Source organism: Paenibacillus sp. NMA1017 (genome assembly GCF_058895805.1).
This window is the reverse complement of record NZ_JBZXYR010000002.1, coordinates 123,185-144,507: the sequence shown is the minus strand read 5'-3', so window position 1 is coordinate 144,507 and position 21,323 is coordinate 123,185. Positions and strand designations below refer to the sequence as shown.

The following is a 21,323-nucleotide window of genomic DNA, read 5'->3' as shown; positions in this document are numbered from 1 at the left end:
TCGATGCAAATAAATAAAAAATATTGACAACTGTTAAATTATGGACAACAATAGAATGCAATAATATATAAATATTGGTACTTCTGTATGGAGGGTGGTTTATCTATGGAAATTACACCCACGATTAGAGCGGAATTGGAACAATATCTAAAACAAGAAGGTTTGAGCATGATGGAGTTCGGGCATATTGCAGGCATGAATAGGGGGATAATAAGTAGCATAGTGTCTGGCAATAAATCTATGTCTGTTAACCAGATAGATCGTATTACCGAGGCTATGGGTTTACCAGAAGGCTACTTTTACGACCTATTTATAGAAAACTACATCATCGACACTCCCCCGAATATGAGACGAATAGAGCCATTTTTGTATCGTTGTGCGGAATTGGACAAGCTGGATGCGATCCGTCGAGTGGTGGGAACCATTATGGACAACCTACTCTATTCGTCTAAACTATTTGATATTGCAGAAACATTATTAGCACAGGGACGATATGGTGCGGCACTGATACTCTATGAGAACGTAGCAGAAGTGGAGAAGTACCAGCACTCCGAACGTTTGGCGATCTGTCAGTATCGAATGTTCACGATTCAGGTTGGTGACGACCAAAGCCGCAACCTCAAGGCAGCTATACTATTTGAGCCTTATGTCGAGCGTCTAGATGATTTAGAACAACTTGATGCTTTAAAGGATTTGGCTAATGTGTACAGGTCTTTGCGTAAATGGGATAAGGTTGAGGAAATGGCAGGGCAGATGAGAGAGAAAGCGGAAGTACAATATTCCATAAAGCATCAGCAGAAGAATCGAAAGAACAGCGAGCATGAAAAGGAAACCAGAGGACCGTTATTTGGATACATTGCTTACGCCGATTTGTTGTGTGCTAGTGTTTGTGAAGCCCAAGGCGATTATCAACAAGCTCTACAATATACATACGCCTATGCGAATTTAGATTGGGTCAAAGAGACTGACGAAGATACTCGACACTGGGTAAACTTGTTTAGTCAGTGGGCAGAAGGTAACACGTACGTAAATAAGCTCCTGTCTGGAGATGTTAGCGTGCTGCCAGACTATGTTGAATATATAGCGGCAACATCAACCGCTAATGAAAATGAGAAACTCTCAAAGCTGTTGAACGTAATGATAGCGGCTAATCGATATGAAATAGATGTGGATGATGTCCTTTCGCGTTTTGAAACGAATATTAATTCTTTTGCTCAACTCCCAACATCATCTGATATATATACCCAACAAGTAATACCAGACTATTTCGCATGGTTTGCTTACGAAATGGCTCATTATTATTTACATCGGGTGAAATATAGTGATGGCTTTAAATACTTGATGTATGCAATGGCAAAGTCACATATAATAACTAATGAAACAAACTTTATAAATTGTATTGGTCTGTTTATGCGTTTTCAAGTCCATGCGACTCCTGAAATCAAAACAGAGTTCTCCAATCTAATTGAAAAGGTGTGGTTAAGTAATGTTGAAAAAAATGGAATGGTTAATCGTTGCGAGTAGCTTTTTGGTTTTCATAATCGTACTCGCTCACAATCATGATCAGCTTATTCAGACCCTTGTACAAATTGGGGGATTCTAAAGCAAAAGAAAGCTCTGCCGACCACAAGGTTAGCAGAGTTTTTTTGGTTCAGGAATTACCACACAATTCACCGAATAACTATCTTGATGTGATCAGCATGAACTATACATATGAGTATTAAAGAAAGGAATCACCAAACTCATTTATCCTCATTACAACACTCAGAAACACCGTTGTGCGATCCAAAAGCATTGGTGACATCCTACTGGCTATAAATTGAATATTCCTCATTAGCATTTTTTATTAAATGTAAATTGACGCTTTATAGAGTGAGGGAATTATCTCTTAATTGGCCTGTGGATTTTTCTTTATTATAGAGCAGTTTGAATCTCAATTACTTAATTATATAATTTAATATCTTTCCATACTTCAAACGCTTCATAATTCGGGTTATATTCAACAGAACACTCATCATTAAAAATAAATGTTGTTCTTTTTTCCTTTGTATAAGGTTCCCATAACATAGGAATTGTTCCATTTGTGTCACCATTCTTAGCAAAATTCACCCAGGCACCATGCATATATTTATGAATTCTATCAATTCTTTCCTTCGGTGTCTGCTCATTAAAAATTCCTGCATAAGTATCCAATGCTGGCCCTATATCAGAACCATGCATTGCATTGAGTCCGCTTGCTTTTAATAACACGGTTACAAAATCAAAGCGGTATGCATAGGCCTTTCCATGAGTACACTGTGCATTTATACATTTAATATAATCTGCCCAGAACGCTCTATCTCTACCAAGCTCCATCATTGCCTGCTTTTCACTTTTACCAGAATATAACTTCATTAAAACTTCTAACTTTTCCGAGCATTCATTAAGCGCTAGCATTTTTTCAACTTGTTTCCAGCTTGTTGGAAACATCTTCGCTTCATAAAATAAACTTCCTTCATCATGGCATGTACCAAAAATAACATCTACACCCTCAGCACTTCCAGATTCCATTGCCTCCCATGGATTCATCGGGATTAAATCATCAATAACTGGACCTGGAATTAAAATTCCCGGATATGAAACACAGTTTCTTTGATAAACATACTCCGCTGCACTATACATTTCTTCTATTGGCATAGTTTTCAGCTTATTTATCCCTTCCTTTTTCATATTCATTTGTTCAAGGAACAGTCCTATTTGAAGTTCCTGACTCTTTTGTGTGGATATATTCCCAGGTAAACCACTCTGTGCAATGGCTTTATTAAATAGACCTTTTGCACTAGGAGCTGAAAGCATAGAATATACTGCTGTCCCACCTGCTGATTCTCCTGCAATCGTAATGTTGTCAGGGTCACCACCAAAAACTTCGATATTTTCCTTCACCCATTTCAATGCATTGATCATATCTGATACTGCACAATTTGAATCAAAGCTATCATCATACATAGAAAAATTATAAAATCCCAGTGGTCCTACACGATAATTAAAATTTATAAAAATAATACCACCCTTAGTGAAAGATTCACCAAAATATTGTGGATCAGAACCTTCCCCAACTGTATTTGCTCCGCCATAAATCCATACGAACACAGGCGCTTTTTTTGCCTGCTTAGGAGCCCATACATTTACATAAAGACAATCTTCACTTTCCGGAACTGTCTTCATATCTTTACCAATGTCCCCCGTAGTTGCAAACTGATATGGTCTATTTCCAAAGGCCTTTGTCTGTTTTATACCATCCCAATTATCGCTAGGAACTGAACGCTTAAAACGTAATTCTCCAACTGGTGGCTTAGCATAAGGAATTCCAAACCATTTATACATTCCATCTGCTTCAAACCCTTCAACTTTACCATTTTTTGTTTCAACAACTAAACTTACCATGTTAAATTCCTCCTGTTTTATAAATTCCAAGAAATATATTATACACGTGTTGCTTATCCTGTGATTTGAATGATAGTATTTGTGATACTTCAAATCAATTACCAAATATCACTCTTATGTGGCGTAACTTTCAAGATGTTAATAAAAGGAGAATAATTAATGGGAAATAAAAATGATGCACGATATAAACGCACTCATAAACTAATAATGGATACATTTAAAAATATGATTGTTGAAATGGATTTTGCCAAAATTACGATTAAAGATTTAACTAATAGAGCTGGCATAAATCGAAAAACATTCTATTTGCACTATTATTCTTTAGATGAAATACTGTATAAACTTCAGAATGAGATTATAAACGATCTTATAGCCGTACTGAATCAAGAAACTTCAGATGAAAATTCTATTGATATTCAAAAAATTATGACAGCATTTTCAAAATTATTATCAGATGATCAACCACTTCATCAAAGACTATTGTGTTGTGAGAATTATCGTTTTGTTACAGAACAAGTTCAAAATATTGTAACTGAAAAATGTTCTGACAAATTTTTTGCGGGTAAAGATATTGATACTTCACATAAAAATATGGTTATGGCTTATCTAAGTCATAGTATTTTGACTTTATGGCAAAACTGGCTTCTATCCGGATGCGAAATGACTAAAGATGAAATGATCCATTTTTCCACTCAACTTGTTGAACATGGTTTAGATAGTATCAACTAACATGACCCCTCAATCAAATTAAGATCAGGACTATATTATCTTGTGAGGGCAAGCATGCGGCAGGATTGATTCAGCGTACCTTATGGAAACGGCAACTCTTTGAAACCAACAAACGTCCTGTGATTCGAACCGATAACGGACCGCAGTTTATTTCCCATGCCTTTGAGGATGCGTGTGTCTATTTCGAAGTCACACACGAGAGAATTCCTCCAAAGATGCCCAACAAGAACGCGCATATTGAATCATTTCACAGCCTGTTGGAGGCGGAATGCCTGCAACGTCATGAGTTCGTCAGCTACCAAGAAGCATATGAAGCCGTAACCAGCTATATTCGGTTTTACAATGAGAGACGTATGCATGGGAGTCTGGGAGATCTGGCACCGAAGCAGTTCCGTCAGGCGTTGGCTATGGGACAAGTAAAAGCTTCGACGGTGAAAGTGTAAGAAAAATCAAGATCAGCTAAGCAATTGCTAAGTTAAGTGACCTAGACTCTAGAATTCGGGGGTTTAACCGGTATCCTTACGTTTGAAGTAAGTGAATACACTAAATAAATCAAAAAGCTCAGCTGACCTTAATGGGGCGGTGGAGCTTTTTTTGTTAAGAAGCCCTTCCTTTAACCAAGACCTCGCATAGCCTATGGAGTATAGTACCCTAAAATAAAGGAGGCGTTACGTGTGGGGGAAATGAAAAGAGACTACGCGGGAATCACTGGAAGAGTTTGGACATCGGTAGCTGCTGTATTGGCACTGTTCATTTTGCTGGTAATCATCTTGAAATTAATTCATTTATAAAGCTTCTTAAGCTCCACCGGCATTTTTTCGAATTACTGTTTAGCCCTGTACTTTTTATCATTTTGGTCATAATTACTGAAACAACGTTTTAGACAGACAAAAGGAATCACAGCGGTTTTTCCGGAGAAGGTAGGGTATTAACCCCTTAACGACGCCTGATCCATGCCGGAGCGGCTGAAATAAGGTAGACTGATTCATGGAGTCGTCTCTTTTTGGAATGGTTGGTTGGTACTTTCCATTAGCCGAAAAGGCGACTCTTTTTATCCTATTTTTGGTTACTCAACAAGCCTGACTTTGCTTCAATATCTTCTATAATTTCGATTACAAGGTTATTTCTTATTTTGTAAATGTAATCCGAAAATAAATAATTGACTCAGCTTTCGCAGTATGAATATTCAAACAAATCTTTAATGTAATAACTGCATTACCTTAGGAACAGGCGACAGAGTTCATTGTATTCATTCGTTTGAATAATCCATTTTTTAATCATAGAATTTTAGTTGAGTGTTTTTACTATTAAGAGCTGATAGAGAAATCAGTGCAAAGAACCGCCTATATTCACCTCATCCATCCTTATAGCCTTAACCTATCACTTCTATAGATATCATATCTTAGACCAATCAAACATCCCGTGGTATATTGTTGACATTCAAGAGAGAGCCGTTAGCTTCTCTCCACTAGGTTCGAAAAACACAGGGGTGAATAATGATGAGTAAAAAGACCATGTTCGAGAAAATTTGGGATAACCATGTCATCTATCAGGAAGCGGGAAAGCCGAGTATTTTGTACATTGATCTTCACCTCGTACATGAGGTAACATCGCCGCAGGCGTTTGAGGGATTACGTCTTAGCGGACGTCAGGTGCGTCGTCCAGAGCTTACGTTTGCAACGATGGATCATAACGTGCCGACAAAGGACCGTTACAATATTACGGACCCGATTTCCAAGCAGCAGATTGATACATTAACTCAAAATTGTCGTGATTTCGGTGTCACACTGTATGATCTGGATACGGTGGACCAAGGCGTCGTTCACGTTATGGGGCCTGAACTTGGTCTGACTCATCCAGGCAAAACGATTGTTTGTGGTGATAGCCATACCTCCACACACGGGGCGTTCGGGGCACTCGCTTTTGGTATCGGAACCAGTGAGGTAGAACATGTAATGGCAACACAATGTCTCCAGCAAGCCAAAGCCAAAACGATGGAAGTTCGTTTTGTGGGCCGCCGCAAACCTGGTGTGACAGCAAAGGACATGATTTTGGGTGTCATCGCCAAATACGGTACAGATTTCGCTACAGGCTATGTTATTGAGTACACAGGTGAATCTATACGCGAATTGAGCATGGAAGAGCGCATGACCGTGTGTAACATGTCCATTGAAGGCGGAGCCAGAGCAGGAATGATTGCACCGGACGAAACTACCTTCAACTACTTGCGTGGACGTCAACATGTAGCACAAGGAGCTACTTTCGAGCAAGCGGTTGCTGAGTGGAAAGAGCTTGTCACAGATGAAGGCGCTGAGTTTGATGTTGTGCTGGAGTTTGACGTAGATGCTTTGATTCCGCAAGTAACCTGGGGCACCAGCCCGGGCATGGGTACAGATATTTCCTCAACCGTACCGATTCCGGCAGAACTGCCAACCGAAAACGAACGTAAAGCGGCTGAAAAAGCGCTTGAATATATGGATTTGAAGCCAGGTACTCCGATCACGGATATTGCGATTGATTATGTGTTTATCGGCTCCTGCACCAACGGGCGAATTGAAGATTTGCGTGCAGCCGCTGAAGTTGCCAAAGGTTACAAAGTTTCTGACAAAGTAACGGCCATCGTCGTACCAGGTTCGGGGCGTGTGAAAATTCAGGCTGAAGAAGAAGGACTGGACGTTATTTTTAAAGAAGCAGGATTTGAGTGGCGTGAAGCGGGATGCAGTATGTGTCTTGCGATGAATCCAGACGTACTGCAACCGGGACAGCGTTGTGCTTCGACTTCTAATCGTAACTTTGAAGGTCGTCAGGGACGCGGAGGACGGACTCATCTGGTATCTCCAGCAATGGCAGCCGCTGCGGCGATTCATGGACATTTTGTTGATGTACGGGATTGGAAATTCAAGCAGGAAGAAGTAGTCCGCTAGGATACAGAGGAGGAATTACGATGGAAGCTTTCACAACATTAAAAGGAATTGTAGCACCTGTGGATCGGGTGAACGTAGACACAGATGCTATTATTCCTAAGCAGTTTTTGAAACGAATCGAGCGTACGGGTTTTGGACAGTTTCTCTTCTACGAGTGGCGGTTTGATGAAGCAGGCAATATCAATCCTGAATTTGAACCGAATAAGCCTCGTTATGCAGGGGCGTCTGTGCTGATCTCTCGCGCTAACTTTGGCTGTGGCTCCTCACGTGAGCATGCGCCGTGGGCAATTATGGACTATGGGTTTCGTTGCGTAATTGCTCCGTCTTATGCGGATATCTTCTATAATAACTGTTTTAAAAACGGTATATTGCCGATCAAGCTATCTGAAGAGCAAGTAGAGGAATTGTTCCAGCGTACGGCGCAGCATGATAACTACCAATTGAACGTAGACCTGAATGAAAAAACAATCACTGACGACTATGGTCTGAAAATTGAATTCGATCTGGATGAACATCGCCGTCAATTCCTGCTACAAGGCTTGGACGATATTGGCCTGACACTCCAGCATGAATCTGAAATTCTGGCGTATGAACAAAGACGCGCTGCGAAACAAGGCGCATAATCATAATTCCCAGTTCAGGTTCAATACGAAGCCATATAGCTTGCTCATTTGTTAGACAGAAAGCCCGTACTGGCAATTCTTTTGCCTGCGGGCTTTTATCATGCTCAAAAAATAAATTGGAAAATAAGGGGTTGACGGTTCGACTCAGCATGGTATTGTAAATGTAAATTGGTTGAAGGACTGCGTCTGTGAAAAACACCAAAAAATACATATATAAGTTAGGGGAATGAGGATGAAGAAATATGGTTGGGTGATACTAGCGGCTATTTTGATTTGGTTGTGGCCGTCCTCCCCTCATGTGAATGCGGCTGGAGCAGATTTGTTTTTAGATGGCAAAAGGGTGGAAGCGCCTGCAGATGCCAAGCCTGAAATGGTCAATGGAAAAATCATGGTACCGCTAAGGGTGGTTGGGGAGCAGCTTGGGTATCAATTCAAGTGGGAACCACAATCCTATAAAATCTCAATTCAAAAAAATAGTACCGATATGTCTATGTATGTAGGCCGTACATCGGCTGATGTGAATGGAAAAATAGTTAGTCTGGATGCACCTCCTGTGCTTCGGGGCAGCTCAACCATGGTTCCATTGCGTTTTGTTGGGGAGCAAATGGGGCTAAAAGTAGATTGGAATAATAAAAGTAAATCCGTAAATCTTAGTCAAAAGACAGCAAATCAACAAGCTAGTAAACAGTCTCAATCCCAAACATCGCCACAAACGTCAACACAGAGTACAACAAGCACCAATAAAACGTCTTCAGCAACAGCGACGACAATAAACCCAGTTGAAGCAGACAAGCATACGGAAGTCGCATCTTCACCAACCAAGCAGCAAAATACAGAACAGACCACAGCCAATGCGTTGCTTGTACAAAATATTACTTTTGAGGGTGAAACGTTAAAGATTTCTCTGAACAAAGACCTAACTCCTAAAGTAACCAAAATGACGGGACCTGACCGTATAGTTGTTGATTTACCGGAGGCCTCACTGTCAACAGATCTTCTTCAACCGTTCCCGATTCGCACCGATGGCACGCGGGCGTTGACGAATAGTGACAGTGAGGATGTGCAGGAAATCAGATTTGCTCCTGCAGAAGGACCAAATGGAGGCGTACGCATTGTCATTGCTTTAAATCAAGTACGTGATTACGATCTTTCAACCAATGGTCTAGGTGATATCACCCTTCAATTACGTGAGCGTAGTGTGAATCCAGTAGTGGTAACACCAACGAATGTCGAAGGACGGCGAATCGTCGTCATTGATCCCGGACATGGTGGCAAGGACCCTGGGGCAGGTAGTGTGACTGGGCGACATGAAAAGGAATTTGCATTGGCGGTAGCGTTAAAGGTCGAGCAGCTTCTGCAAAATGATCCTGACATTCAAATCGTATTGACTCGTAATGGAGATACGTATCCCACACTGGATGAACGACCACAGCTCGCTAATAATCAACAGGCTAGCGTGTTTGTTTCCATTCATGGTAACAGTATGCCGGCTTCTAATAACGGAAAAGCTAATGGGTCTGAAACCTATTATGCACGTCAGGAAAGTTTGAGTTTGGCCACGATCATGCACAAGCATCTTGTAGCAGCAACCGAGTTCAAGGATAACGGCATTAAAGTGGCAAACCATGTGGTGACAAGAAAATCACAAATGCCTGCGGTACTACTGGAATGTGGCTACCTTAGTAATCTGTCAAATGAAGCGGCAATGTTCACAGAAGAAACACAGCAGAAGATTGCCGAAGGTATTGTCGATGGGTTAAAGGAGTATCTTGGAACGGGCACAGGAGCAACTGAATCACTCAACTAAGGATGTTTGCAATAAAAGCTACTTTCCACCTTTCAATGAAAACTCATGGGGGTGAAAAGTAGCTTTTTTAGTTTTTTAGCTGTGACTTTTGACGGAAAACGATTGCTCTATATTTTTAGTCAAAATTCGACAAAAATAGTTCTTTGGCACGTATATTTCTGTTATGATGGAATATATTCGCAACTTTTGGTGTGAGATAACGTCTAAAAGGTTGTCTGATATTACATAAGCGCGTATATCAGGTCGCCGCACCGGAGCATGTGGCAAAAAAATTATGAATGGAAGGGTGACGAATGAAGAAATTTGGTTTTTTGTTGTTATTATTTGTCTTCATGTGGGCGGTTCCGGGTTATGGACATGCGGCTTCGAGTGGAACACAAATCTATCTCGACGATCAACAGTTAAGTGTCCCTAGTGGTGCTAAGGCACAAGTAATTGGCGGCAGTACAATGGTCCCGCTACGCGTAATTTCTGAAAATTTGGGATATGACGTGACATGGAAGCAGCAGGCGCGAACCATAACGATTGAGAAAGACAGTACCTCGATCCGAATGATAATCGGAAATAAGACGGCGACTGTCAATGGAAGCGACATTAGTCTGGATGCTTCGCCTCTGCTGCGTTCCAATTATGCCCTTGTACCGCTTCGTTTTATCGGCGAGCAAATGGGACTGGACGTAAAATGGGACAGCAGCTCCAAGTCCGTAAAATTATATACCCGCAGTAGCGGGTCTGGAAACGGGGAATTTACACCTCCCAAGTCCGGAAATAACAGTACCGATACTGGAAGTGTTACTGCACCAACGAATAATGCAAACTCAGGTGTTACACAGGTGCAGGGAGTTAGTTTCAGCCAAAACCGTTTAACTATCACAACAGCCAGTGCCGTCAAGCCGAAAGCGTTTACGATGACAGGCCCCGATCGGGTAGTGGTGGATTTGCCAGCGACTGCGTTTGCTGACAATTTCGGAGACCAGCAAAAGTTGGATAGCAGCTTAAATGGTTCGCTGGACATTGAGAATGAAGCGGATGTGTCCGGTATCCGTTATGCTTTATTCCAAAAGGAACCTTCAACGGTGCGCGTTGTTATTGATTTGAAACATGCCATGAACTATACCGCATATAATGATGGATCGAATCGTGTTATCGTCGATCTGGCTTCCAAAGATTCAGTGAATACCACGCCAGACGCAACATTACCAGATGGCTCACAGCCGGATGACACGCAGACATTACCAACTAACAGCAATGGTAAAAAGGTCGTTGTTATTGATGCTGGTCATGGAGCAAAAGATTCTGGAGCAGTTGGTGTTTCGAGAAAAAATTATGAAAAGACCTTCAACCTAGCTATGGCTTTGAAAGTAGAAAGCATATTAAAGCAGAACCCCAATCTTGAGGTTGTGCTGACACGCAGTGATGATACATTCTTGGAGCTTAAACAGCGCGTAAAAGTAGCTGAAAACCTTAATGCTAACGTGTTCGTGTCCATTCATGCTAACAGCAGCGGTAGCTCAGCTTCCAACGGTACAGAGACGTATTACCAGCGTAGTGCAAGCAAAGCGTTTGCCAACGTTATGCATAAGTACTTTGCTCCTGCGACGGGCCTGACAGACCGAGGCATTCGTTATGGCAATTTCCATGTAATTCGGGAAACGACTATGCCAGCCGTATTGCTTGAAGTAGGATATCTGAGTAATGCAAAAGAGGAAGCCACACTGTTTGATGAAGATTTTCAAAACCGGGTAGCTCAAGGGATTGCAGATGGAATCACAGAGTATCTCGACGTAAAATAAATCTTCAACAAATCGCTTGTCAACGTCAAGCAAGGAGGGGGACATATGAACAAGAAAATCGTAATTGCAGGTCTGCTGGCACTGTTTGCCATTGCAGGGGCAGGGTGTGCCTCTAAGCAAACAACGGCTCCTGCGACTCCAACTCAGGAAACACAAACTTCTAATGCACAAAATAATACACCCGAACAGACGACCCCTGACCCATCGGCTCAGTCTGCTGAAAATAATGGGGCGAGTCAAACACCTGCATCTCCGTCAACAGAGCCTACAAAGACCAAGACGGAAACGGAAAATTCAGGAGATCGGCAAACACAGCAGATTATGGTGTACTATACGGATACACAAGAGAACGGCTTGAAAGAACAGAAAAAGGAAATTACCTATCCAAGCGAGCTGGAAAAATTGCAGAAAGCGTTTGAAGCTCTGCAAAAGAGTGGGGATTCTGCTCTAATCCCGTTGTGGTCCGATAAAATTTCCGTGCATAAGATCAAATTGGATAACGGTGCATTAACTTTTGATATTTCCCTGCCGGACGAGGCTCGATTGGGAGCTGGCGGCGAGGAATTGGCTATTGATGCCTTGAAGAAAACGATGTTCCAATTCAAGGAAGTCAAAACACTGGATTTGCTCGTAGATGGTCAATCTCTAGAGTCCTTAATGGGACATGTAGATTTGGATCATCCCATGAGTCGCTAACCGATCAGACGGTATGAAAATTTCTTGGAGATTTACACACTTTTCACGTGCAATCTGTGACAGATAATGATAATATAGGAGTGTATTTCTCGCCTATGCAGGCAGTCATGCACAAATAGTATTCGTTTCTTTCCGGATGATTATTTAGAGTGACCGTCTTGATGCGGGCTATCCCGTATCAAGACGTTTTTTTTGGTAGGAGGTAGGATTTCCGTGAATGCAGCAACCGCACGTCATATATTGGACACCATCGGTACGATGTTTCCGGATGCCCATTGTGAGTTGAACCATGACAATGCTTTTGAATTAACGATCGCCGTGTTATTGTCTGCTCAATGCTCCGATCAGATGGTCAATAAAGTAACGGCAGACCTGTTTCAAAAATACAAGTCACCTGAGGATTATTTGGCTGTTCCTCTTGAGGAACTGGAGCAGGATATTCGCAGAATCGGCTTGTACCGAAACAAGGCCAAGCATATTCATAACCTCTGTCGTATTTTAATAGACCAGTACGGGGGAGAGATACCTTCGGAGCACGATCAACTGGTTAAGCTACCCGGTGTTGGCCGCAAGACGGCTAATGTCGTTGTATCTACTGCTTTTAATGTACCAGCTATTGCGGTAGATACGCATGTAGAGCGCGTTTCCAAACGACTCGGCTTTGCAGGGTGGGATGATTCAGTGCTTGAGGTGGAAAAAAAGCTGATGAAGAGGGTACCTAGGGATGAATGGTCTTTGACCCACCACAGGCTTATTTTTTTCGGACGCTACCATTGTAAAGCTCAAAATCCTCAATGTCAGGTATGTCCGTTACTTGATGTGTGCAGGGAAGGCAAGAAACGTATGAAAACGTCTCTTATCAGAAAAGATAAGGAACGTAGAGCTTAAAGACCCACAATAGGTAACAAAGGGTTTAACCATTTATGTGTAGAAAAGGATGAAGAGTATGAAGTGCATTTCGGTATATACAGACAATTTTGAAGCGTTCTCTGATATTTTTGAGCAAATTGTAACAACAGAATTTGCTGAAAACGAAGAGCGCGAGCTTGAGGGAATCACAGTTAGTCATTCCGGTGATGTACCTGAGCATTATCTGGAGCGTATGTCACAAAAGCCAGAAGTGGTCGTAATGAAGGACAAGTCCCGTGGAATTACGATTTTACAGCATGGTCAAGTATTTGAAATTTTGCTGCCAGTGCTTGAGACTGCAGCCAATTAAGTTCAATTAGCGGACGACATGCGTTGCATGTTCCGGTGTAGGCGGCTCGGCTGGTCTAACCAGCCTGAAGGCGCATATATACACGAACCTTGCAGACCATCATAAAATGCTGGATATGGATAGAACTGCATTCCAATGAAGAGTGCATACATTTTGTATCCTGAATTATGGTGTCGCGTTCCCAATGCTTTAAAAGGTGAATGTACGTAATGAGCAGGCTTACCCGTTGTTTACATATCTAGCTTCGTCGTTGTCCTTTAAGGGCTTTGATGAAATGCATTCGGTTGCCAAAATACTTATTCCTAATGATCCGTTTTGGACAGTATTAATTGAACTTATTGTCATCATTTACGAAAACAGCGTTCCCTAAAGCCAGGTACTGGTAGGGAGCGCTGTTTAGTTTTTTTGATGTGATGATTCTCACAGTGGCTTAGGAGTGCTACAATATAGCTATTTGGTGCAGGTAACTGATAAGGAGTGGAACCGTAGCTTATGATGCAAACGATTACAGGAGATGCGGAAAAGTGGCTGGATACGATAGAACAGATACAGAATACACTGCGTAAAGCCGGGGATGAAGCGGGAGCGAAGGCGATAGGGGATCTGCTGGAAAAAGCATATGCGCAGGAGCTGACCATTGCCTTTTGCGGACATTTTTCAGCGGGTAAATCGAGCTTGATTAACAGCCTGTGTGGTAAAACCGTGCTACCATCTGGACCGGTGCCTACGAGCGCTAATGTAGTGTCCATCCGTTATGGACGTCCGAGAGCGCTCATTCATCCAGCCAAATCAGCGGAAAATCCAGAGCCGGAAATTGTCGAAGCCTCCCTGTCCGAGCTTGCTGAGTATTGTAAAAATGGTGGAGCCTATGAATCGGTTCAAGTGTGGGAGGATGTTCCGATATTATCTAGCGGAGGAGTACTGCTGGATACACCTGGAGTAGATTCCACAGACCACGGACATGCGTTGGCGACACATTCTGCTTTACATTGGGCAGATATTGTTTTTTATGTGATGGATTACAACCATGTCCAATCTGAAAATAATTTGTCCTTTGCCAAAAGTTTGTCGGATTGGGGCAAGCCGTTATATTTGATCATCAATCAAATCGATAAACACCGGGAGCGAGAGCTTTCATTTACACGTTATCGCAATGAGGTGGAGACTAGCTTTCATGCCTGGCAGGTTTATTATACGGATATCCTCTTTACTTCCTTGAAGGAGCAGAATCATCCATGGAACCAGTGGAAACAGTTGACGCACCTGATCCCGAAATTGCTGGAGCGAAAAACAGAGCTTTTGGCATACAGTTTAGTGTCCTCTATGCACCATTTGGTAGAGCAACATGTGGAGACTTTGCAGGCAGCTGAAGAAGAGGAACTGAACACACTGCTAAAAGAAGCAGGTGGAGAAGAAGCCATTTTGCGGCTGGATATAGAGCAGAAAACCTTGCAGCAAGAAGATGAACAGTGGAAAATCCTACCGGAGCAGGAGCGTAAACAGCTTCGTCAAGAGCTCGATCATCTACTGGAACACGCACATTTGACGCCAGCGGAGCTACGTGAAGCGGCAGGCGAATACTTAGAGAGCCGCAAGCCGGGCTTCAAAACAGGACTATGGTTTGCTGGAGGGAAGACAGAACGAGAAAAGGAACGCCGCTTGGAACGGCTGACAGGAATGCTGACTGATCAGGTGGAGGGACAATTGCTTCCTCATGTACGGGAGCTACTGAGGTCTTGGGGTGACGGTCAGGGTTTGTGGTCCGCTGCGCTGGAGCAGGAGCTGGATGACATCCGCCCTGTAACGGACCGGCAACTGGTAGAGCAGACGGTGAAGGAAAATGCGTTGTCGCCAGAGTATACGTTAAACTATTGCAAGGACCTACGCGCTGCTGTGACCGCCGATTGCCGCCGCAAGGCGCTGGCGCTGCTAGACCGCCTGCTGGCCCAGCTAGCAGTGCGAGCTGAAGCCCGCCGCGTGACTCTCGCGGATGCACGCACTGCGCTGCTGGCGCAGGCGGAGGCGGCGAGCCGCTACAGCACCCGCGTGCAGGCCTCGGCTTCGCACGCCAGCCTGCTGCGCAGCTTGCTGCCGCAGGCTTCCGCGCCAGGCGGCTTGCCCCGTGCGGACGCGCCTGCACCGGCGTCCGATACCGCCGCTGCTGCCCTGCCATCTGCGGCACCAACGGGCGTTGCGCGTCCTGGCATCGCTGGCTCGCGGAACGCATCGGCGCAGCCGCTAACAGGAACGGCGGCAGCACAGCCTGCCGCCGGAGGCCGGCGCACGCGGCTGGATGCAGCAGCGGCCCGATTGAAGGCTGCCGCTGCCCTGGTAAGCCCGTACTCTGCCATGCAAGCGGCGGTACGGGATTTACATGCCCGCGCCGCTGCGCTGGAGGGCGGGCAGTTTACGCTGGCGCTGTTCGGAGCGTTCAGCGCTGGGAAATCCAGCTTCGCCAACGCTTTGCTGGGTGAAGCTGTGTTGCCTGTATCGCCGCACCCGACGACAGCGGCGATTAACCGCATAATGGCGCCTGCAAGTGCTGAGCGCCATGCCACGGCTGACGTCCATATGAAATCAGTGGACGCGTTGCGGGAAGATCTTAAATACTCATTTCGGTTATTAGGATTGGGGGAACCAGGGGCAGCGGGCTGGCAAGAAGCCGTTCATGCTTTATCTCCGGAAGGCATCCATCCTGCGGGCAGGCCTCATTATAGTTTTTTGAAAGCAGCCGCAGCCGGATGGGAAGAAGCTGAAAGCTTGCTGGGACAACAGCTTCAGGTGGATTTAGAGCAGTATCGGGATTTTGTTGCGTCTGAGCACAAATCATGCTTTGTAGAGCATATCGACCTTTATTATGATTGCGCTCTGACCCGTCAGGGCATCGTGCTAGTGGATACGCCAGGAGCGGATTCTGTGAATGCACGACACACAGGCGTGACCTTCAGCTACATGAAGCATGCGGACGCTCTTGTATTTGTCACCTATTATAACCATGCGTTTACGCAAGGTGATCGGCAGTTCCTGAACCAACTCGGTCGAGTTAAAGAGACCTTGGCGCTGGATCAGACGTTTTTTATTGTGAATGCATCAGATCTGGCTTCTTCTGAAGAAGAACTGCATTCTGTTACCCGGCATGTACAGGAACAACTTCAGGCGAATGGGATCCGAAAGCCACGTATTTATCCGCTTTCCAGTATGCTGGCGTTGGAAGCTGCCGAACAGGGAGAGGACTCGCTGCGTTCAGCTTCACGTTTTGATGCATTTGAAGATGATTTCTCGGCATTTGCAGCCGAAGAGCTGGCAGGTTTGTCCATTGCTTCTGCTATGCAGGAACTGGGCCGGCTGCGGAACCGCATAGAGCAACATGCAACTGATGCCCGGTATAGCGAGGAAGAACGTGAGATCCGATTAGAGCGATTAACTCGCATCCGTGGGGAATTGGAACAAACGCTCCTAGGCCTGACTGACAGCAACGGTGCATCTGTGTTATCGGGCGAAACCGATGAATTGTTGTATCATGTACGTCAAAGGCTGTCCTATCGGACTGGAGAATTTATGGCAGAGGCTTTTCATCCATCTGTTCTGCGTGAAGGAGTAGGTGATCTTCGTTCGGCTTTTGCATCTTGTGGTCGTGAGCTTATGCGTTTAATCGAACTGGAACTGTCTCAGGAATTACTGGCAACCACACTCCGGCTGGAAAAAACGGGACAAATTTTGGTGCACAAGGCTATACAACAGTGCGTAGAACACATGAACCACCAGTTGCCAGGACTAGATTGCACAATTCCGGAATCCAGAAAATGGGCTGTTCCCGAGCTGAATGAAATTTCCCTGCAGGAGTCCATTCATTGGAAGGATCATTGGAATAGCTTTAAAAATCCAAAGATATTTTTTGAAGGAACTGGTCGAGCGAATCTACAAACCAAACTGGAGCCGATATTACGCGAGCGAATCGGGGAAGCTGTGGATCAGCAACGAGAACGAATGTCTTCTTTTTACGTTACGCTGATGCAGGAGGAACAATTGTGGCAGAAAGCTCAGCTTCGAGAGCAAATGCTGGAGACGACTCGTGGCATGGAGCATGCCCTTATGGGCGGTGAGCAGCCACAGGTTTGGGAAGAGCTTGCTGGCAAGATTGCGGCTTTGGAGTAAAGATAAATAAGTACACCATTTATTTAAGTTCAGGACACCGGGTTGTGGGACAACCCGGTGTTTTATGCATGCTCCAAAAAGAAAGCAATACTGAGTAAATAGCCATATTCAATAATAAGAAAGCGATTTAATTTGTCTAATCACCCACCAATTGATAACCTGCCTGAATACGGCTCGTTATCCTCTTTGCCGCCTTGGAACGCGAATGGTAAACTTCACTAAGCCATATAACAACGTCGTGCAACTAATGGAGGGACATTGACATGGAAGTGCTCAGGCAACTGCAAGTTTTTTTTCGCGAGAGGAGACACTATCTGTTTCTTTCTATTTTATGCCTTGCGATAGCGACGGCTCTGGGACTGGTGTATCCGAACCTGCTCCAAAGGCTAATTGATAACGCTATCATCCCCGGTGACTTCGGGAAAGTTCCGGCGCTGGCTCTGACTGTGCTGGGAGTAGTCATCATCAAAGGGTTCATGCAATTTTTACATGGTTTTTTTGGTGGACGGCTAGGTAACTATCTGGCGTACCGACTCCGCAATGCTTGTTACGAAAAGCTGCAATTTCTGTCCTTCAGATATTATGACACTGCCAAAACGGGGGATCTCATGTCCCGACTGACTGGCGATTTGGAGGCAATTCGTAACTTTATCGGGTTTGGTTTTGCCCAACTCCTCAATGTGCTACTGATGGTCGTATTCGGCTCTATGATGATGCTGTATATTAACTGGCAGCTCACCCTCATTACGATGATCAGCATGCCATTGCTGCTCTTCGTCACATTCAAGTTTGAATCCCGGATTCATCCCACCTTTCAGGAAATGCGGATTGCCCTTAGCGCCTTGACGACAGCGGTCCAAGAAAACATAACAGGTGTGCGAACCGTCAAATCTTTTGCCCGCGAATCATATGAAGTTGAAAAATTTTCAGTACGTAACGAGCAATACAAAAGTAATCAAGTTCAGGCTGCTTCCTTATGGAGTCGGTTTTTCCCCGCTATGGAACTAATTGCTTCTATCAGTGTGGTCCTTCTGTTGGGCATGGGGGGATATCTGGTCATTCAGAAGTCAATGACCTTGGGGCAGCTTGTCGCCTTCTTTAGCTTAATTTGGTATATTATCGGCCCCATCTGGAGTATTGGTTTTCATATCAATAACTATACGCAGTCCAAAGCATCCGGTGAAAGGGTCTTGGAACTGCTAAATCAGTCCATAGATGTAACCGACGAAGCCGGAGCACTTACACTCGATGCCGATCAGGTGGAGGGACATGTTACGTTTGAACATGTTACCTTTGCTTACGGAAATAAGCTCCCTGCTGTTGTTGACATCAATTTAGACGCACCGCCGGGATCAGTCATTGGAATTTTAGGAGGAACGGGGTCAGGAAAGTCTACCATTATTCAATTACTCATGCGCGCTTATAATGTGAATGCAGGAAGTATCAAGTTGGATGGCAAGGATATACGTCACTTGAGGATTCGCGATTTACGTGCTCAAATTTCTTCCGTGTTTCAGGAGACGTTTTTGTTTTCGTCGTCTATACGCAACAATATTTCATATGGTTTAAGTCATGTCAGTATGGATGACATCATACGCGTTTCCAAACTGGCTCAGGCGCATGAATTTATAACTGAACTACCGCTGGGATATGACACTGTCGTCGGAGAACGTGGGTTGGGACTGTCCGGAGGGCAGAAACAACGGATTGCCATCGCGCGCGCACTACTCAAAAATCCGAAAATTCTGGTACTGGATGATGCTACCAGTGCAGTCGATATGGAGACAGAGCATGAAATACAGACCGGTTTTCAAGAGGTTATGCGTGGTCGAACAACATTTATAATCGCTCATCGAATCTCTTCGCTTCGTCATGCCAATGAAATTGTGGTGCTTGAGGAAGGACGAATCGTCCAGCGTGGAACACATGAACAGCTCATTGCTACTCCAGGTCCATATCAGGATGTGTATCATATTCAATACGCCGATTACATAGCTCAGACTCCAGACGGTGTATCCGAAGGGCAGGTGAGACCATGAATATACCCGCAGAAAAAGCTAAACCGTTAAAAAAACTAACGAATGAGCGCTTTGTTTATCAAGATGATGATGTCATTGACAAACCGTTTAACTGGTCAGAATTCAAGCGTTTGTTGGCATACATGAAGCCTTATGCCCGTCAGATTCTGCCGATCCTTCTGGTTATGATGATTCTCGGTACCATTACCAAACTGACGGTTCCTTATTTGATCAGTCTAGCCATTGATAAAGCAATTGCTCCCGCATGGCCTGCACTGCCCAGCGTAAAGTTGCTGCTGCTCATCACGGGTGCCGTGCTCTTGTTATATTTAATTCAATGGGCAGCCAGCACGTACCGCATTAAATTCACCAATATTATCGGTCAACGGGTTATTTACGATTTGCGTGAAGATTTGTTCAAGCATATTCAAAAGCTATCTTTTAACTTTTTTGATAAGAGACCGGCAGGTTCTGTATTAGTGCGCGTGACGAATGACATTAACTCGCTACAGGATCTATTTACGAACGGTGCAGTGAATGTCCTGATTGACTGCGTACAGCTTATCGGAATTATTGTCATTTTGCTGCTTATTAACTGGAAGCTCGGTTTGGCGGTAATTGTAACCGTTCCGATCATGTTTTTGATCTCGACCAAGCTACGCGTACGTATCCGCCGCGCTTGGCAAGAAGTGCGTATGAAGAACTCGCGCATCAACTCTCATTTGAATGAGTCTATTCAGGGGATTCGTGTGACACAAGCATATACGCAGGAGCAGGAAAACATGGCTTATTTCGACGACATGAACAGCTCTAGCAAAAAATCGTGGGATAAGGCTTCTGCCATGAATCAGGTCTTTGGCCCACTTATTGATATTACCGGAGGATTTGGTACGCTTGTGCTGTTCTGGTTCGGAGCGCATTTAATTCAGACAGATCAGCTTACGGTGGGGCTGCTAGTTGCGTTTGCCAACTATGTTGGGAACTTTTGGGAGCCGATTAATCGACTGGGCCAAATGTATAATCAGTTACTGGTTGCGATGGCTTCGTCAGAACGAATTTTTGAGTTTATGGATGAACAGCCGAATATTGCAAACAAACCGGGAGCAAAAGCCTTGCCGCCCATTCGGGGAGATATCCAATTTGAAAAGGTCATTTTTGAATATGAAAAGGGGCGTCAGGCGCTTAAAGGTATTAATCTTTCCGTCGAAGCGGGTCAATCTATAGCACTTGTGGGTCATACTGGATCAGGTAAAAGTACAATTATTAATCTGTTAAGCCGTTTTTATGACATTACGTCAGGGCGGCTTACGATTGACGGTCATGATGTGCGTGATGTCACGGTGGAGAGCTTGCGAAGCCAGATTAGCATCGTGCTTCAGGATACATTTATTTTTTCGGGGACGATCCGTGATAATATACGGTTTGGCCGTTTGGATGCAACGGATGAGGAAATTGAAGCGGCTGCGAAGGCGGTCAATGCTCATGAATTCATTGTTCACTTGCCAGCTGGCTATGAAACAGAGGTAGAGGAGCGGGGGGGGATGTTGTCCATGGGCCAGCGACAGCTCTTATCCTTTGCACGTGCCTTGCTGGCTAATCCGCGAATTCTAATACTGGATGAGGCCACAGCCAGCATTGATACCGAAACGGAGTTGAAAATTCAGGAGGCTCTTCAGGTTTTACTGGAAGGCAGAACTTCTTTTATGGTCGCTCATCGTTTGTCCACCATCCGGAATGCTGATCATATCGTTGTACTGGATCATGGGGAAATCCAAGAAAGTGGTAATCATGAACAATTGATGAAAAAACATGGAATATATCGGGGGCTGGTGGAAGCACAGTTCAGATTTTTGTAAAAAAAAGATCAAAAAATCGCGTTTTTTGTAAATTTTAATGCCGAGCACTATTGCATTCTTGGAGCTAAACCCTGAAAATA

Annotated in this window: 15 protein-coding genes; 14 read left to right on the top strand and 1 reads right to left on the bottom strand. The window is 44.3% G+C overall.

The features are described 5' to 3' along the window. Nucleotides 1–105: 105 nt before the first annotated feature. A complete protein-coding gene (locus AC5ELV_RS05590; RefSeq protein WP_493429441.1) occupies nucleotides 106–1,524 on the top strand; it encodes a transcriptional regulator in 1,419 nt (472 codons plus the stop codon). A gap of 417 nt (nucleotides 1,525–1,941) precedes the next feature. Here AC5ELV_RS05590 and AC5ELV_RS05585 read toward each other — a convergent pair whose 3' ends face one another. Continuing rightward, nucleotides 1,942–3,423 (bottom strand): carboxylesterase/lipase family protein, encoded by a 1,482-nt coding sequence (locus AC5ELV_RS05585; RefSeq protein WP_493429440.1) that lies wholly within the window; start codon nucleotides 3,421–3,423, stop codon nucleotides 1,942–1,944. A gap of 159 nt (nucleotides 3,424–3,582) precedes the next feature. On the opposite strand from AC5ELV_RS05585, the gene AC5ELV_RS05580 reads away from it, so the two are divergent. The 13 genes from AC5ELV_RS05580 to AC5ELV_RS05520 all read left to right on the top strand — a co-directional run bounded on the left by AC5ELV_RS05580 (nucleotide 3,583) and on the right by AC5ELV_RS05520 (nucleotide 21,243). Then, complete coding sequence (locus tag AC5ELV_RS05580; protein ID WP_493429439.1) at nucleotides 3,583–4,152, top strand: TetR/AcrR family transcriptional regulator; 570 nt, start codon at nucleotides 3,583–3,585, stop codon at nucleotides 4,150–4,152. Nucleotides 4,153–4,217: 65 nt separating this feature from the next. Continuing rightward, nucleotides 4,218–4,595, top strand: coding sequence for a transposase (locus tag AC5ELV_RS05575; protein ID WP_493429438.1), 378 nt, complete (start codon nucleotides 4,218–4,220; stop codon nucleotides 4,593–4,595). Between the two features lie 231 nt (nucleotides 4,596–4,826). Further along, a complete protein-coding gene (locus tag AC5ELV_RS05570; RefSeq protein WP_342446717.1) occupies nucleotides 4,827–4,943 on the top strand; it encodes a YjcZ family sporulation protein in 117 nt (38 codons plus the stop codon). A gap of 708 nt (nucleotides 4,944–5,651) precedes the next feature. Further along, nucleotides 5,652–7,076, top strand: a complete 1,425-nt coding sequence (gene leuC, locus AC5ELV_RS05565) for a 3-isopropylmalate dehydratase large subunit (RefSeq protein WP_493429863.1) — start codon at nucleotides 5,652–5,654, stop codon at nucleotides 7,074–7,076. A gap of 20 nt (nucleotides 7,077–7,096) precedes the next feature. Next, entirely contained in the window at nucleotides 7,097–7,699 is a 603-nt protein-coding gene (leuD, locus tag AC5ELV_RS05560; RefSeq protein ID WP_341161228.1) for a 3-isopropylmalate dehydratase small subunit, read from the top strand. Nucleotides 7,700–7,931: 232 nt separating this feature from the next. Further along, nucleotides 7,932–9,506 carry an N-acetylmuramoyl-L-alanine amidase gene (locus AC5ELV_RS05555; protein ID WP_493429437.1) on the top strand — a complete coding sequence of 525 codons (1,575 nt, stop codon included), beginning with the start codon at nucleotides 7,932–7,934 and terminating at the stop codon, nucleotides 9,504–9,506. 293 nt (nucleotides 9,507–9,799) lie between these two features. Beyond that, nucleotides 9,800–11,299 carry an N-acetylmuramoyl-L-alanine amidase family protein gene (locus tag AC5ELV_RS05550; protein WP_493429436.1) on the top strand — a complete coding sequence of 500 codons (1,500 nt, stop codon included), beginning with the start codon at nucleotides 9,800–9,802 and terminating at the stop codon, nucleotides 11,297–11,299. A 45-nt stretch (nucleotides 11,300–11,344) separates the two neighbouring features. Then, on the top strand, nucleotides 11,345–11,995 hold the full coding sequence (locus tag AC5ELV_RS05545; protein ID WP_493429435.1) for a GerMN domain-containing protein: 651 nt from the start codon (nucleotides 11,345–11,347) through the stop codon (nucleotides 11,993–11,995). Between the two features lie 213 nt (nucleotides 11,996–12,208). Further along, nucleotides 12,209–12,883, top strand: a complete 675-nt coding sequence (gene nth, locus AC5ELV_RS05540) for an endonuclease III (protein ID WP_029514969.1) — start codon at nucleotides 12,209–12,211, stop codon at nucleotides 12,881–12,883. 58 nt (nucleotides 12,884–12,941) lie between these two features. Further along, the gene (locus AC5ELV_RS05535) at nucleotides 12,942–13,214 is read left to right on the top strand and encodes a hypothetical protein (RefSeq protein WP_013310628.1); all 273 of its coding nucleotides are present in this window, start codon (nucleotides 12,942–12,944) and stop codon (nucleotides 13,212–13,214) included. A 492-nt stretch (nucleotides 13,215–13,706) separates the two neighbouring features. After that, nucleotides 13,707–17,369 (top strand): dynamin family protein, encoded by a 3,663-nt coding sequence (locus AC5ELV_RS05530; RefSeq protein WP_493429434.1) that lies wholly within the window; start codon nucleotides 13,707–13,709, stop codon nucleotides 17,367–17,369. 263 nt (nucleotides 17,370–17,632) lie between these two features. Further along, nucleotides 17,633–19,408: an ABC transporter ATP-binding protein gene (locus tag AC5ELV_RS05525; protein ID WP_493429433.1), complete on the top strand. Its 1,776-nt coding sequence runs from the start codon at nucleotides 17,633–17,635 to the stop codon at nucleotides 19,406–19,408. Next, nucleotides 19,405–21,243 (top strand): ABC transporter ATP-binding protein, encoded by a 1,839-nt coding sequence (locus AC5ELV_RS05520; RefSeq protein WP_493429432.1) that lies wholly within the window; start codon nucleotides 19,405–19,407, stop codon nucleotides 21,241–21,243. The genes AC5ELV_RS05525 and AC5ELV_RS05520 overlap by 4 nt, the downstream gene beginning before the upstream one ends. The last annotated feature ends 80 nt before the right edge of the window (nucleotides 21,244–21,323 follow it).

What these genes read in the sequence shown, in the direction of transcription:
- AC5ELV_RS05590 (WP_493429441.1), top strand. Translation starts at nt 106, where the DNA reads ATGGAAATTACACCCACGATTAGAGCGGAATTGGAACAATATCTAAAA.
- AC5ELV_RS05585 (WP_493429440.1), bottom strand. Translation starts at nt 3,423, where the DNA reads ATGGTAAGTTTAGTTGTTGAAACAAAAAATGGTAAAGTTGAAGGGTTT.
- AC5ELV_RS05580 (WP_493429439.1), top strand. Translation starts at nt 3,583, where the DNA reads ATGGGAAATAAAAATGATGCACGATATAAACGCACTCATAAACTAATA.
- leuC (WP_493429863.1), top strand. Translation starts at nt 5,652, where the DNA reads ATGAGTAAAAAGACCATGTTCGAGAAAATTTGGGATAACCATGTCATC.
- leuD (WP_341161228.1), top strand. Translation starts at nt 7,097, where the DNA reads ATGGAAGCTTTCACAACATTAAAAGGAATTGTAGCACCTGTGGATCGG.
- AC5ELV_RS05555 (WP_493429437.1), top strand. Translation starts at nt 7,932, where the DNA reads ATGAAGAAATATGGTTGGGTGATACTAGCGGCTATTTTGATTTGGTTG.
- AC5ELV_RS05550 (WP_493429436.1), top strand. Translation starts at nt 9,800, where the DNA reads ATGAAGAAATTTGGTTTTTTGTTGTTATTATTTGTCTTCATGTGGGCG.
- AC5ELV_RS05545 (WP_493429435.1), top strand. Translation starts at nt 11,345, where the DNA reads ATGAACAAGAAAATCGTAATTGCAGGTCTGCTGGCACTGTTTGCCATT.
- AC5ELV_RS05535 (WP_013310628.1), top strand. Translation starts at nt 12,942, where the DNA reads ATGAAGTGCATTTCGGTATATACAGACAATTTTGAAGCGTTCTCTGAT.
- AC5ELV_RS05530 (WP_493429434.1), top strand. Translation starts at nt 13,707, where the DNA reads ATGATGCAAACGATTACAGGAGATGCGGAAAAGTGGCTGGATACGATA.
- AC5ELV_RS05525 (WP_493429433.1), top strand. Translation starts at nt 17,633, where the DNA reads ATGGAAGTGCTCAGGCAACTGCAAGTTTTTTTTCGCGAGAGGAGACAC.
- AC5ELV_RS05520 (WP_493429432.1), top strand. Translation starts at nt 19,405, where the DNA reads ATGAATATACCCGCAGAAAAAGCTAAACCGTTAAAAAAACTAACGAAT.